Annotated in this window: 11 protein-coding genes, 1 pseudogene and 1 riboswitch; all 12 genes and pseudogenes read right to left on the reverse strand. The window is 72.2% G+C overall.

Annotation, left to right across the window (positions count from 1 at the left end; genetic code table 11):
- Nucleotides 1-39: 39 nt before the first annotated feature.
- Nucleotides 40-345 carry an urease subunit gamma gene (locus AXW62_RS02065; RefSeq protein ID WP_030832946.1) on the reverse strand — a complete coding sequence of 102 codons (306 nt, stop codon included), beginning with the start codon at nt 343-345 and terminating at the stop codon, nt 40-42.
- 4 nt (nt 346-349) lie between these two features.
- Nucleotides 350-1303 (reverse strand): urea transporter, encoded by a 954-nt coding sequence (locus tag AXW62_RS02070; RefSeq protein WP_063817508.1) that lies wholly within the window; start codon nt 1301-1303, stop codon nt 350-352.
- Between the two features lie 651 nt (nt 1304-1954).
- Nucleotides 1955-3580, reverse strand: coding sequence for an ABC transporter ATP-binding protein (locus tag AXW62_RS02075; RefSeq protein WP_060942951.1), 1626 nt, complete (start codon nt 3578-3580; stop codon nt 1955-1957).
- Nucleotides 3568-4404, reverse strand: coding sequence for an ABC transporter permease (locus tag AXW62_RS02080; RefSeq protein WP_060942952.1), 837 nt, complete (start codon nt 4402-4404; stop codon nt 3568-3570). The genes AXW62_RS02075 and AXW62_RS02080 overlap by 13 nt, the downstream gene beginning before the upstream one ends.
- On the reverse strand, nt 4401-5345 hold the full coding sequence (locus AXW62_RS02085; protein WP_060942953.1) for an ABC transporter permease: 945 nt from the start codon (nt 5343-5345) through the stop codon (nt 4401-4403). The genes AXW62_RS02080 and AXW62_RS02085 overlap by 4 nt, the downstream gene beginning before the upstream one ends.
- A gap of 1 nt (nt 5346) precedes the next feature.
- On the reverse strand, nt 5347-6879 hold the full coding sequence (locus AXW62_RS02090; protein WP_060942954.1) for an ABC transporter substrate-binding protein: 1533 nt from the start codon (nt 6877-6879) through the stop codon (nt 5347-5349).
- A gap of 166 nt (nt 6880-7045) precedes the next feature.
- Entirely contained in the window at nt 7046-7795 is a 750-nt protein-coding gene (locus tag AXW62_RS02095; protein ID WP_060942955.1) for a class I SAM-dependent methyltransferase, read from the reverse strand.
- Entirely contained in the window at nt 7764-8975 is a 1212-nt protein-coding gene (locus tag AXW62_RS02100; protein ID WP_252368473.1) for an MFS transporter, read from the reverse strand. The genes AXW62_RS02095 and AXW62_RS02100 overlap by 32 nt, the downstream gene beginning before the upstream one ends.
- 43 nt (nt 8976-9018) lie before the next feature.
- The gene (locus AXW62_RS02105) at nt 9019-10284 is read right to left on the reverse strand and encodes an ATP-grasp domain-containing protein (RefSeq protein ID WP_060942971.1); all 1266 of its coding nucleotides are present in this window, start codon (nt 10282-10284) and stop codon (nt 9019-9021) included.
- Nucleotides 10281-11303 (reverse strand): cysteine synthase family protein, encoded by a 1023-nt coding sequence (locus AXW62_RS02110; RefSeq protein WP_060942957.1) that lies wholly within the window; start codon nt 11301-11303, stop codon nt 10281-10283. Before AXW62_RS02110 ends, AXW62_RS02105 begins: the two co-directional genes overlap by 4 nt.
- On the reverse strand, nt 11300-12100 hold the full coding sequence (locus tag AXW62_RS02115; protein ID WP_252368474.1) for a GHMP family kinase ATP-binding protein: 801 nt from the start codon (nt 12098-12100) through the stop codon (nt 11300-11302). Before AXW62_RS02115 ends, AXW62_RS02110 begins: the two co-directional genes overlap by 4 nt.
- Nucleotides 12101-12383: 283 nt before the next feature.
- A riboswitch (cobalamin riboswitch) is annotated at nt 12384-12611 on the reverse strand.
- Nucleotides 12612-12877: 266 nt separating this feature from the next.
- Nucleotides 12878-13784 (reverse strand): annotated as a pseudogene (locus AXW62_RS02120) (IS481 family transposase); the annotation flags it as partial.

Genomic DNA, 13784 nt, shown 5'->3' on the forward strand with positions numbered 1-13784 from the left:
CGTTGACTCCTCGTTTCAGGCGGTGTGTGCGACGGCGTTTCAGGCGCTGATGGGGTCGTGGCAGGTGACCAGCTTCGTGCCGTCCACGAACGCCGTCTCGACCTGGAGGATGCTGAGCATCTCGCGGACGCCGGGCATGACGTCGTCGGCCGCGACGACCTGGCGGCCCAGCTCCATGCACTCGGCCACGGTGTGGCCGTCGCGGGCGGCCTCCAGGACGGCCTCGGTGATCAGCGCGGCCGCTTCGGTGTAGTTGAGCTTGGTGCCGCGCGCCCGGCGGCGCCGGGCCAGGTCGGCCACCACGTAGACGTGCAGCTTGTCGATTTCGCGCGGTGCGAGGTTCATGACGTCACTTCGCTTTCTCGAACGAGAGGCCCGGCCGGTCCAGGGCTGGAGCGGCCGCGAGGAAGAGCCAGGTCGTCACCACGAACGGCCAGGTGAACGGGGAGCCGCCGGAAGGCTGGGCGAAGGTCTGCCAGGCGGCCGTGAAGGGGACCGAGGCGAGGGCGGCGAGCACGGCGTATCCCGCGGTCCAGGCGGTGAGGGTCAGGAAGGTGGCCGCCAGTGCGATGGCGACGAGTACCGCGTTGTAGCCGTAGAGCCCCGCGCTGATCCGGTCGGCGGGCAGGCCCATGGCGCACGCGGTCGCGATCGCCACCACGCTGCCGCAGGCCGCCGCCGCTGCGGCGACCCGGGAGGCGACGAGCAGCCCGAGCAGCAGGATCAGGCCCGCGTACCACCGGTCGAGGAAGAAGACCTGACCGACGTTGTCGCAGAAGGCGTGGCCGAGTTCCGCGGCCGACAGGCGGGTGAGCCCGTCACCGGCGGCCGGCGGCGCGGCGGCGGCCGGTGCCGTCGGCAGCGCGATCGCCAGCACCCCGGCGACCAGGCAGAACGGGGCCGTCAGCGCGGGCAGGCCGATCCGGCCCAGCAGGCGGCCGGCCGCCGCGCCCAGCACCGCGCAGACCGCTCCGGCGAGCACCGCGACGAGCGCGGTGCGCCACGAGGCGCCGAACCGGACGACGATGGAGATGCCGGTCAGACAACCGCAGTAGCCCTCAAGCCCTTTGGCCAGACCGTTCCGGTCGGCGCCCAGCACGGACGCGGCCACGGTGGACGCCGCCGCGCCGAGCAGGCCGTACAGGCCGATCCGCCAGCCGTCCGCGAACAGCGCGACGGTGAACAACAAGCCGGTCCACGGGCTCGCGCTGAGAGCGACCTGCGCGATGCCCCGCAGCTGTATCCGCCCCGCGTCTGCCGCAGCCCGGCGTCCGGGCCGCACCAGCCCGCCTGTTGCAGGCATGCCTTCTCCCTCATGGGGACACGTCGAATCCACCAACACCTGTGGAATGGACGGGCGATGGTGCGTGAACAACAACCTGTTGAAGCCTACGACCGTCATGGTCGGCGAGGGCTCGGCTACAGTCGGTGGCCGACCGGACACCCATGGGGATACTTGCTGATCATGAAGATGTGGGGGCGTGCCGAAATGCCAATGTCTTGACTTTTGTCGGAACCCCTTGGGGAGCCCTTGAGTGTTCCGTGGCGAAAATTCAACCAAGGGGTGTGGAGCCGCCTGCTCTGTGGCCGCTTCTGGTTCTGAGCGTCCGGAAGACCGGAGGTCAGGAACGGCGCGCGGGCTCCGGGGCGTGGCCGTCCGCCGTCGCTCGTGCCGAACGGTTCCGAACTCGCGGAGGGCCTGCCCCAGCGCGCCCACGATCCGGAGCGGGCCCGTGCACTCCTCGAACTGCGCAGCGTGGCTCCGTCTCTCGGATTCGCCGAGAACTGAGTCGGCGTCCTGGCCCGCCTGACGTCCTGTTCGGCCCGGACCGTTCAGCCCAGACAGCTCGGCCCCGACTGTTCAGCCCCGACTGTTCGGCCCGGACCGCACCGCACCGCAGTCCGAGCCGATCAGGGCGTCGGGCAGATCTTCACAAGGATAGGGCCGTTGTGGTCATGGGCAAGGTTCTTCCTCTCCGCGGACGTCGGGCGGGGCGGGGGCGGACGGGCTCGCGGACCTGGTTCCCAGGTGCCGGGAGCGCAGCAGCAGGCGGGTGGTCTCGGAGCCGGGAGAGGAGAGGACGGAGTGGCAGCCGCCGCTCTCCACGACGGTGCCCTCGTCGAGGACCACCAGGTCGTCGGCGAGTCGCTCGACGAGCTCCAGGTCGTGGCCGATCCACAGCACGGCGGTGTGGCTCTCCCGGCGGAGCCGGGCGAGTTCGGCCGTCACCAGCTCGGTGCTCGCCGCGTCGAGCGCGGTGGTGATCTCGTCGCAGATCAGCACATCGGGCTCGGCGAGCAAGGCCCGTGCCAGCGCGGCCCGTTGGAGTTCGCCGCCCGAGAGCGACGCGGCGTGGCGCCTGGTGTCGCCGGGGGCCAGGCCGAGCCGCTCACACACCTCGGTGGCTCGCCGCTCGGCCGCCTCCGGGGACAGCCGGCGCAGGCGTACCGCGGTGCGGGCGACCTGTTCCACCACGGTGCGCCGCTCGTCGAAGGAGTTCCGCACTTCCTGCCAGACGTACTGCACCCCGCGGATCTGCCGCGGGGTGCGGTGGCGCAGAACGGGCAGGGACTCGCCGAAGAGCGAGATGCGTCCGCGGTGGCGCTCGTGGAGTCCGGCGAGGCACCGGGCGAGGACGGTCTTCCCGCTGCCCGACGGACCGACGATCGCCGTGCAGCCCCCTTCCCGTACGCCCACCGTCACGTCGTGGAGGACCTCACCCCGGTGCCCCGGGCGTATCCAGGCGGACAGGCCGTGAGCCTGCAGGGCCGTCACCTCCCCGCGGGAGTCGCCCTCGGGGGAGGGGAGCGGCCCGGAGGCGGAGGCCGGGGGCGCGGGAGGCGGTTCGGCCGGAAGGACGTCCTCGGTGGGGCCCGTGGCCACCACCCGCCCGCGTGCCAGGAGCACCGTCCGGGCGGCGACCGCACGCACGAGGTCCAGGTCGTGGCTCAGCAGCAGGACGGTGATTCCGCCGTCGACGAGACGGGTCAGCTCTCCCGCGAGCCGCATCCGGGCCACCGTGTCCAGCCCCGTGCTGGGCTCGTCGAGGACCACCACGCGGGGACCGCAGGCCAGTACCTGGGCCAGCGCCACCCGTTGCCGCTGCCCGCCGGAGAACTGGTGCGGGAAGCGGCGCCGTATCGTGCCGCCGTCCGGCAGCCCGGCGGTGCGCAGCGCCACCGCCGCGTGTGCCGCCGCGGCGGACCTGCTCCTGGCGCTGTCCGGCCGGTGCAGACGGGCGAGTTCGGTCAGGACCGGTCCGATCCGCCGCGCGGGATGGAGAGCGTGGGCCGGATGCTGCGGCATGTAGGCGACGAGACGGCCACGCGCGGCCGGTGCCGAGCCGGTCGGCCCCTGGGCGGAGACCACCTGTGTGCCCGCGACGCTCACCGTGCCGGTCAGCCGCACCCCGGGGGCCGCCTCGCCCAGCAGGGCCAGGGCTGCGGTGGTCTTGCCGCTGCCGGACGGGCCCACGAGGGCCGTCACCTCGCCGGGCGCGACGGTGAGATCGATGCCGTCCAGCAGGGTGGCCGTCCCGGCTCTCGCCGTCAGTCCGCGGACCTCGATCACTGGTTCCACGCCGCCGCCCTCCCGCCGGGTTCCGCGCCGCGCGGCATCAGACCGTCCGCCAGGAGGTTGGCGCCGACCGTGAACATCACCAGCAGCAGCGTCGGCGCGCAGACCGCCCACGGCTGCACGAACAGGGCCTCCCTGCTCGCGGCGATCAGCACGCCCCAGTCCGGGGAGGTCGGGTCCAGGCCGAGACCGAGGAAGTTCGCGGCGGCCACGGTGAAGACCGTGGCTCCGACCCGGGTGCCGGCGTCGGCGGCGGCCACCGGCAGTACGGCCCGTCCGACGTGTCCGAACAGGATCCGCGTCGGCGACTCGCCCTGGAGGCGCATCGCTTCGGCGACCGGACCGCTGGCCGCGTCCAGCGCGGTCGCTCGCAGCAGGCGCGCGACGGCCGGTACGTTGAGCGCGGCCACCGCCAGCGCCACCGCGACCGGTTGCCCACGCCAGCCGACCCCGACCACGCTGATCACCAGGAACGAGGGGAGCGGCAGCAACAGCTCCACGGGTCGCATGAGCAGGTCGTCGAGCCATCGGCGGTGGGAGGCGGCGGCCGCCAGCCCGAGCACGGCCCCGACGGCGACGGCCAGGGCCACGGCGGCGCACGCCACTCCCAGGGCGCTGGCTCCGCCGCGCAGGACCAGCGTCAGTACGTCGCGCCCCAGGGCGTCGGTGCCGAGCGGGTGTCCGTCACCGCGGGCGTAGGGCATGCCGTCGGACGGTATGTCGGCGGGTGTCACGAACGGGCCGACGAGGGCGGCCGTGCCCGGCGGGGCCAGCAGCAGCGCCCCGCCCGCCGTGCGCCGGCGGCGCCTGGCGGGTCCCTGCTTCATCGCAGCACCTCCGTGCGGGGGGCCAGTCGCCGGCCGACCAGGTCCGCGACCAGATTCAGCAGACAGGCCACGGCGGCGAGGGCGAGGGTGAGCGCCTGGACGGTGGGCACATCGCGGTTCCGCACCGCCTCGACCAGCGCCGTCGCGGTGCCGGGGATGGCGAAGACCGCCTCGGTGACCAGCACGCCCCCGAGCAACTGGTCTCCGGCGCGGGCGAGTTCCTGCACTCCGGGCACCGCGGCGCCCGGCAGCACATGGCGCAGTACCAGCCGGGCGGGTGGCACGCCCAGCCGGCGGGCCTGCACCGTGTAGCCGGCGTTCAGCGACGCGATCGTCCCGGCCCGGATCTGCCGGGACAGCCCGCCCACGGTGCGGGCCAGCAGCACGGTCACCGGCAGCACGAACAGCTCCGGGCGCTGCCACCACTGGTCGTCCGCGCCCACCCAGGTGGCAGGCAGCCACCCCAGGCGCAGGGAGACGACCCCGACCAGCAGCAGGGCCAGCACGAAGTCCGGCACGGAGGCCAGCGTCAGCGTGACGGCGGAGACCACCCGGTCGGTGCGGCCGCCGGCCCGCAGACCCGTCAGCAAGCCGAGGACGACGGCCAGGGGGACCAGGAGGAGAAGGGTGATGGCGGCGAGAGCGGCCGTCACCCCGACCGAGCGGGACAGCACCTCGCTCACGGGTTCGCCACCGACCAGCGAGGTGCCGAGATCGCCGGTGAGAAGGGATCCGGTCCAGTCCACGAACCGTTCGGACAACGGCCGGTCGAGCCCCATCTGCTCACGCAGTTGGGCGACCTGGTCCAGGCCGGCCTGCTCGTTGAAGTCGACGGTGGCCGCGTCTCCCGGCAGCAGGTTGGTCAGCAGGAAGACGACAACGCTGAGGACGGCGAGCTGGACGACGGTCCACCCGCACCGCCGCAGGGCGTACCGCGCCACCTCAGTCCAGCCACACCGTGTCGAACCGCGCCCAGTCCACCGTGTTCGGCGGGGCCTCCTTCACCCCGCGCAGAGTGCGGGAGACGGCGTTCAGCCACTCCGGATGCGCCCACAGGACCAGGCCGCCGCGGTCCCGGAGCGTTGTCTGCACCGACCGGTAGCGTTCCGTGCGCTTCCGGACGTCCGCGGTGGCGCGGGCGGCGGTGAACGCGTCGTCGAAGTCCCGGTGCTCCCAGGCGGTGGCGTTCTGCGGGGAGTCGGTGAGCAGCCGCTCGCTGAGGTAGGTGGGGATGGGCATGGCCCCGCAGCGGTGGTTGGTGACGGTGCCCTTGGTGAGGACATCCGTGAAGTACGTCTCCGGCGGTCCGTTGACGATCTTCACTCGCAGTCCCGCCTCGCCGGCCTGCTCCCGGAACAGGTGGGCGGCCTGCGGGAAGCCGTCCGCGGCCGTGGAGGTGTAGAAGGACACCGTCGTGTTGAGCACACCGGTCCGGCGCAGCAGGCGCCTGGCCTCCGCCACATCCCGCTCGCGCTGCTCCAGGCCGTCCGGGTAGTACGTGTATCCCTTGCCGTACAGGTCGTTGCCGATCTCGGCGCGGCCCGCGCACACCACGTCCACCAGCCGCTTCCGGTCGATCAGGAGCTTGACGGCCATCGCCGCGTCCGGGTCGTCGAACGGCGGCCGGTCCGTCTTGAGGGCGAACCCCTGCGCTCCGCTGAGCGGGGTCGCCACCACTCGCACCCGGCTGTCGTGCGCGACCATGCGGGCGAAGGTGGGGGTCATCTCGTGTGCGTAGTGTGCCTCGCCGCTCTGCAGGGCGGCGGCCCTCGCCTCCGTCTCCGCCGACAGGATGCGCACCTCGTCCAGGTGCGGGGCGCCGTTCCAGTGGTCGTCGAAGCGGCGGGCGACGAAGGACCGTCCCGGGGCGAAGGAGTGGAACCGGAACGGGCCGGTGCCGACGGGATGCCTCGGGTCGTCCCAGCCGTTCCGGACGATGGCCGTGCCGGTCATCGCCAGGAGGGCGGGAAACTCCGCGTTGGGCCGGGTGAGAGCGATCTTCACGCCGTGTTTGCCCACCGCGCGGGAGTTGGCGAGGTCGACATGGGAGAGGGACTTCCTGGCCAGATGGTCGGCGGCCTTGGGATCGAGGATCCGGGAGAGGCTGTAGAGGACGTCGTCGGCGTCGAGGACGTGCCCGTCGTGGAAACGGGCTCTGTGCAGCTCGAAGCGCCAGACGCGGGAGGAATCGTCGCCGGACCAGGAGCGCGCCAGCCTGGGGACGGGGCGCAGGGTCGCGTCCAGGTCGACGAGCTTGTCGAAGACGGCCTTGTGCCGGGCGATGTCGATGAACTGCTGCTGCGCGTGCGGGTCCATCGTCTCCTTGACACCGGCCCCCGGGAACGCCGCGCGCAGCGTCCCACCCTTCTTGGGCGTGGACGAACCGGCGTCGGCGGACGAACAGCCGGTCAGCAGCCCGGCGCCGGCGGCGGTTGCCGCGGTGAGAACACTCCGGCGGGTGAGGACAACCGGCATGGGGTACACCTTCCTGATCGAACACCACGGCACCTGCATCCAATAAGTTGTTGCAACTGTCAGGCAATAGTGGCGGGTGTGGCATGGCCCACTCGGAGCCGGCGAGGTGAGGGCAGTGGCGCGGCGGAGGGGCGCACGGCCGGAAGCCGTGCGCCCGGGATGGGTGTCACACGTCGCGGACGGCTCGCAGGACCAGTCGTTCGGCATCCTGGTCGTACGGACGGCCGTCGAAACCGCCGAAGACCTCGATACGCCCGAACCCCGCCTCCTCGGCCATCGCGCGCAGTTCCACGGCGCTGTAGACGAACCACACCAGGCCGGCCCGGTCCACCCGGTCGCCCCGGACCAGCACCCAGTCGCTGCGCAGCCGTGCCCAGTCGTCCAGCACGGTGTCGGTCTGCACGAGAAGGTCGTCGCCGCGCTGGACGACCTTGGGCGGCACCACCTTGCGGGCGAGCAACTCCTTGCCGGCCACGTCGAGGACCAGGGTGCCGCCCGGGGCGAGGGCCGCGTGCATGCCGTGCAGCACGCGCATGTTGTCGGCCGGGTCCTCGAAGTAGCCGAAGGAGGTGAACATGTTCAGCACGACGTCGAAGGCTTCCGGCTCCGTGTACTCCACCACGTCGGCCTGCACGTACCGCACCGTCGCCCCGGTCTCCGCCGCGAGCTTCCGGGCCCGGTCGAGCATCGCCGGGCTGCGGTCCACGCCGGTCACCTCGTAGCCGCGCCGGGCGAGCGGCACGGTGAACACGCCCGGCCCGCAGCACAGGTCCAACACCCGCGCCCCGCGCGGGAAGGCCAGCAGGGGTGAGGTGTCCAGGAGCCGCTCGGCCTGGGCGAAGCGCTGTTCGGAGAAGAGGAAGTCGTAGAACTCGGTCCAGAACTCATCGTCCTGGAATCCGCCCGTGTGCGTCATCGGCAGCCGGTGTCCCTTCCATGTCGTCGTCAGCGGGAGCGGGCGCGGCGGTCCGGCCGCGCAGTGTGAGCAGGAGCGGAGGCAGCAGCAGGCACTGGGCGGCGGCCAGCAGCCAGAACCAGCTCGTGTCCCCGGCGCGCTGGACCAGGCCGTACAGCTGCCCGCCCAGGACGCCCGCGGCGCAGGCGCCGAGCCCCGCGGCCAGCCGCTGCTGGCCGAAGACCACGGCGTCGGAACGGGGACTGCGGCGCAGGGCCTCCAGGTCGTTCTTGAGGAACAGCACGATGTCGCCGAGGGTGATCAGCGCCCCGCCCGCCAGCAGCGCCGGCCGGGTGCCGATCGCCAGCACGGCCAGCCCCGCGGCGAGTCCGGCGAAGCCGAGTGCGAGGGCCAGGGCGTACGGCATCCCGCGGATCACCCCCGAGGCGAGCGGCTGGAGGACGATCACCAGGAGGAAGCAGACGAGCAGCACGACGCTGTAGAACCGGCTGGAGGTCCGCTCGACGGCGTACACCGCCAGATAGTGCTGGAAGTGGAAGTAGAGGTAGAACGCCAGCGCGTTGGCGGCGAACGGCAGCACGGACACACCCGCCAGCAGCCCCTGCCCGGCCGCGCTCGCGCCCCGTCGTCCGTCCCCGGGGGCGGGCAGCCGCGCGTGTCCCGCCGTGATCAGGGCGAACAGGGCCCCGACGGCGAGGAAGAGCGGGCCGGGCGAGGACAGGACGAACGGCCCGGCGATCAGCGGGCCCATCGCCATACCGGCGTTGAGCGCGGCGTTACCGGCCGACAGGAACGCCGGCCGCTGCTCGTCGTCCACGCCGTGTACCAGATACGCCTTGTTGGCGGGCAGATAGAGGGCGGCACCGCAGCACGTCAGGACGAGCGCGGCGACGGCCAGCGGCGGCCACCGCAAGCCGAGGAGGAAGCACCCGAACCCCGCCGTGCGCACGACCAGCGCCCAGACCATCGTGCGCCGCAGCCCGATCCGGTCGGCCAGCGCCCCGCCGAAGATCCCGCCCGAGAACTGCACGAGGGACGCCACCGCCAGCACCGCACCGACCGTGCCGAGCCCCATCCCCAGCCGTTCGTACAGGAAGACCGACATGAACGGCAGGACCATGAAGCTGCCGAGCGGAATGAGGAACGAGCACAGCAGCAGGAAGCGCAGCGGACCGCTCAACCTTGGCAGCGTGGCTCCAGGGCCCCCGGTGGCCCAGGGCCGGTCAGCCACCGGAGGTCCGCGGACCGGTCGACATCAGAACGGGCTCGGTGAGGACCCGCAGGGCGTTCGCCGCGGCCACGGCGGAGTGGGTCGCCAACTCGGCCGTCTCGCCCTCCGCGTAGACGATGCCCGCGTAACCCCGGCTGTCGGCAAGGTGCTCGACGCGGTCGCCGGTCCGCTTGACCGGATACCAGGCCGGTGAGCCGGGCATGTCCGGCAGCCGGTCGAGCCCGGCGACACCGGTGAACACGCCCGGCCGCGAGGGATAGCCGAGGACGAACGCGACGGCCGGCCCCCCGGGTGGCTCGGTGTCCATCAGACGCGGCCGGCAACCGAGCGCGGCCTCGACCATGGCCTCGTACACGTTGACGCCGAGGGCCCGGCACAGGCCCTCGCCCACCAGGGCGCCCCCGATCCGGGGGTTGATCTCCACCACCTCCGGACCGGCGGTGGTCAGCGCGAACTCGACATGGGCGAACCGGTCGGTGTACCCGATGGCCGCGAGCACGCTGCCCAGCCACCGCTCCAGCGCCGACCGCCGTTCCGCCGGGAAAGCCACGGGGAAGGCGGTGACCTCCTCCCGGAAGCGCGGTTCGGGTGACATCAGCCGGCTGGAGACGCCCAGCAGCCGTGTTCGTCCCGCCCAGGTGAGGGTCTCGGCGCTGTAGAGCGGGCCGGCGAAGTACGGCTCGGCGAACAACCGGCCCGTCAGCCGGCGCGACGCGGCCTCGTCCAGCGCGCGGTCCAGCTCCCGCTTGTCCCTGACCAGCCAGACGTTCTGGCTGCCGGTGCCGGCCGAGTCCTTGAGGACCAGGGGCAGGCCCACGTCGCGCAGCACGCGTTCCCGCGGCTCCGTGCCGCCGGCCGTCCCGCCGGGGGCCGCCTCGACCGCTCCCGCCCGTGTCAGCCTGGCCTCGTGCAGCCTGTTGCGCACGGCCGCCTTGTCCCTCGTCAGCCGCAGCACCGCCGGATCGAGGCCGGGCAGACCGAGCCGGGCGGCCAGATCGGCGCCGACGAGCGTCCAGGTGTCGGTGGAGCTGATCAGACCGCGCAGGTCAGGAGTCCGTCCGAGCAGGTCGGCCACCCCGTCGGCGTCGAAGGTGTCGGTCTCCACCACATCGAGGGCGTCCGCGGGGATCCGTTCCAGCTCGTAGGCGTAGGACGACCGGTCCCGGGTCAGCAGCCGCAGCCGCTCGCCGAGCGTGTCGGCGGCGCGCACCAGGCGGTCGAGTCCGAAGGTGAGTGACTCCAGGCAGACCACGGTCATGCCGCCGGCTCCTTCCAGCGTTCCGGGCAGGGGGTGCGGTTCCACGCCATCGAGGACCACGGCATGGACATCTCCTCCGGACCGCTGACCTCGACGGGCTTCAGTGCCGATGGGTCCAGGGCGTGCGCGTGCCGGGCGTGGACGTGCTCGACGTAGCGATGGCCGGTGTCGGCGCCGATCACCAGGTGGAGCCGGTCCGGATGGCGGCGCGCCTCGTGCGTGGCGGCCAGGTACGCGGCGCCGGTGGAGAGTCCGGCGAAGACGGCGTGGGCGCGCAGCAGGGCCACCGTGCCCGACAGGGCATGCGTGAAGTCCATCCAGTGGATGACGTCGTAGAGGTGGTGGCGGACGTTGCCGAAGACGATCGAGGAGCCGATGCCGGCGATGATCGCCTCGGGGTCGTGATGGTCCTGGCTGCCGAAGGTGACGCTGCCGAACGGTTGCACACCGACCAGCCGCACACCCGGGTCACGGCGCCGCAGATGTTCCACGATCCCGCCCGTGGAGGCCCCGGACCCGACGCCTCCGACCACGGTCAGCGGGCGGTCCGGGACCTCCGAGACGATCGCGTCGGCGACCTCCCGGTAGCCCAGGTAGTGGATGTCGTCGTGGTACTGCCGCATCCAGTGGGCATCCGGTCGCTCGGCGAGGAACTCCCGCACCCGTCGTACCCGTAACTCCTGGTCGAGCTTGAGGTTTTGGGAGGGCCTGACCTGCTCGACGGTGGCTCCCAGTATCTCCAGCTGGGCGAGCGTGGCCGCGTCGACGGTGGTCGAGGCGACGATGTGGCAGCGCATGCCGTAGCGGTGGCAGGCCAGCGCCAGCGCGTAGGCGTAGATGCCACTGGAGCTGTCCACGAGGGTCTGCCCGGGGCGGACCGTGCCCCGGTCGAGCAGTCGGCGCACGGCGGCGAGGGCCGAGTAGATCTTCATCGACTCGAACCGGATCAGCACCATGCCCGCTGTCAGCCGGACGAGGTCCGGCGTCCTGAGCGCATCGGCGATGTGGGGATGAATCACCCGTAGCCTCCTTGGGCGAAAGAGCACTGGTGACCGAGGGAAGAGAAGAAGGCGGACAGTTCGTCCTTTGCCCCGGGGGCGGGGCGGTGGGAGAAGAGGTAGCCGATCAGGGATCCGGTGTGGGCGACGAAGACCCCATCGGCCCCGAACTCCTCACGGTGCGCGACAACGGCCTCGAAGGCTCGTTTGGGCAGAACCTCCTGGGAGAGCGTGGCGCTGGCCGTCGCCGCCCGGGCGACGGCCGCCGGGTCGGCCGCCGAGAAGCCCTTGAGGAGGTCCGTCAGGCACCGTTCGTACTCCTGCGCGCGGCGCCGGTAGTGGCGCAGCAACAGCGGTGTGACGGCGGCCGTGTCCACCGTCCCCCGCTCGATGACGTAGGCGGTGTGGAAACCGATCGCGGTGCCGAGCCGCCGTACCACGTGGTGTCGTGCGCTCGAGTACAGCGCGAATTGGTCCAGGAAGACGCTGTCGGCCCGCTCGATCGAGGACAGGATGCCGGTGACCACGCCAGGGTCGTACGGCAGGGAATAGATATGGAAGAGACACCGCAGCGTCGCCACGATGTCGGCGGTCGAGCTGGCCATCCCCACCCCGACAGGCAGGTCCGAGTGGGCGCTCCACCGGCCGGCCGGTAACTCCACTCCGAAGCGGTCCAGGAACAGACGGACGGCCGTCGCCGACTTCTCACCCAGAGGCAGCGGGCCCGGTGGGTCCGTCCCGCGGGTGAAGTGCACCCAGGAGTGGCGGTCCACGGGGAACGACACGAGCGCGATGTCCGGCTCGGGCCCGTGTCCCAAGGGGCCTTGGTAGAGCTCGCCCAGTGTGCCGTGGCAGACGCCGGAGGCCGTGCGTCTCACCCGCTGTCCCGAAAGACGCGGGGGCGTAAGCCCGGAAAGGGCGGTGCGTGGGGCGACTGGGCAGCCCATCCGGATGGGGGTCCCCTCGGCCACGAACGCTTCCTCCTCGTCGTCCCGAGCCTCGGGGCACCCGGACAGCGAGGGCGTGTCCGCGCCGCGTTCGCGCTCTGACCGCCCGGCACCGCTGACCCAGACCTCGAGGCCACCGTGAAAACGCATGCGTATCGCACGCGCGCAGTCGGCAGGTCTTCGGACTCGCGGGCCCACCGCCGGACATCCGGCGGTCACCTACTGGCCGTCGCTTCCCAGCCCCCACCCATGGATGAGGCCCAGTGCCGTTGACGGCGGTCGTTCCCACTCACCGCTGCGGGACAGTCCCGGAATCACACCGGGTTCCCTCTTACGACGCGCCCCCGTAACGGCGGCGCGAACCGACTGCGTCCATCAGCGTAGAGCCACCGGCCGCGCCGCGACAGAGGCCGTCGGCCGATCTTCTGTTGCGGCCGGTCGCCCGGACCGGAGCGCCATGCCGGGAAGACCGGCGGTTCCGGGTGCCAGACCGCGGTGGCCGTCAGCTGGTCGAGGGCACCGGCCTTGGCCTGCTCCACCAGGTCCCGGAACTGCTCCTCGCTCACCCGGCATACGGCCAGTACCGGCCGTATGCCGCACAGGTCCGCGCCAAGCGGACGACAGGACGCAGGCCCTCGACGTAGGCCCGGTGTATTGCCCCGTGAGGTTAGGAACGCGGCTGGCGGGTGGCTGGCCTTTCAGCGCGGTGTGTCCGCGGTGGTGATTGTAGGTGTGCAGCCAGTCGGGGAAGGTGTCGCGTCGTTCCTGCTCTGATCGGTAGGGGCGGGTGTAGGCCCACTCGTCCAGCAGTGTCCGGTTGAAGCGTTCGACCTTGCCGTTGGTCTGCGGCCGGTAGGCGCGCGTGCGCTTGTGCGTGATCCCGGCTGCGGCCAGGGCATCGCGCCACACACGGGACTTGTAGCAGGATCCGTTGTCGGTCAGCACGCGCTCGACGGTGACCCCGCAGGAGGCGAAGAACGCCTGCGCCCGCCCCCAGAAGGCGACGGCGGTCTCCTTCCTCTCATCGGCGAGGATCTCGCTGTAGGCCAGACGGGAGTGGTCGTCGACGGCGGTGTGGATGTAGCTGTAGCCGGCGCCCGAGCGGGTCTTGCGGCCCGCCTGGCGGCCCAGGACCTTGTGGCCGCCGCCGTCGGGGATGTTGCCGAGCTTCTTGATGTCCACATGCACCAGCTCGCCGGGCCGGGCGCGTTCGTAGCGGCGTATGACCCGGCCGGTGGCCCGGTCCAGGTGCGTGAGGCGGGCCAGGCCGTAGCGGGTCAGCACCCGGTGCACAGTGGAGGGCACCAGCCGCAGCAGGCCCGCGATCCGTGCGGGTCCCCAGCGGCGCAGCACGCGGACCTTGAATCCGCCTCTCGGTACGCGTCGGAGTCCGTCGTGGGCTGGCATGCGGGCGGCTGGAGCGGTCGCCCATGCCCGCCACGCCGTGCTGCCGGTAGCGGTCGGCCCACCGCTTCGCGGTGCTCACGGAGACCTGGAAGCGTTCCGCGGCGCGCCGCAGGGGCCAGTTGTCCTCGACGACGCAGCGGGCCAGGCG

Source organism: Streptomyces hygroscopicus subsp. hygroscopicus, assembly GCF_001553455.1.
GTDB classification, from domain to species: domain Bacteria; phylum Actinomycetota; class Actinomycetes; order Streptomycetales; family Streptomycetaceae; genus Streptomyces; species Streptomyces hygroscopicus.

What these genes read in the sequence shown, in the direction of transcription:
- AXW62_RS02090 (WP_060942954.1), bottom strand. Translation starts at nt 6,879, where the DNA reads ATGCCGGTTGTCCTCACCCGCCGGAGTGTTCTCACCGCGGCAACCGCC.
- AXW62_RS02065 (WP_030832946.1), bottom strand. Translation starts at nt 345, where the DNA reads ATGAACCTCGCACCGCGCGAAATCGACAAGCTGCACGTCTACGTGGTG.
- AXW62_RS02105 (WP_060942971.1), bottom strand. Translation starts at nt 10,284, where the DNA reads ATGACCGTGGTCTGCCTGGAGTCACTCACCTTCGGACTCGACCGCCTG.
- AXW62_RS02080 (WP_060942952.1), bottom strand. Translation starts at nt 4,404, where the DNA reads ATGAAGCAGGGACCCGCCAGGCGCCGCCGGCGCACGGCGGGCGGGGCG.
- AXW62_RS02070 (WP_063817508.1), bottom strand. Translation starts at nt 1,303, where the DNA reads ATGCCTGCAACAGGCGGGCTGGTGCGGCCCGGACGCCGGGCTGCGGCA.
- AXW62_RS02095 (WP_060942955.1), bottom strand. Translation starts at nt 7,795, where the DNA reads ATGACGCACACGGGCGGATTCCAGGACGATGAGTTCTGGACCGAGTTC.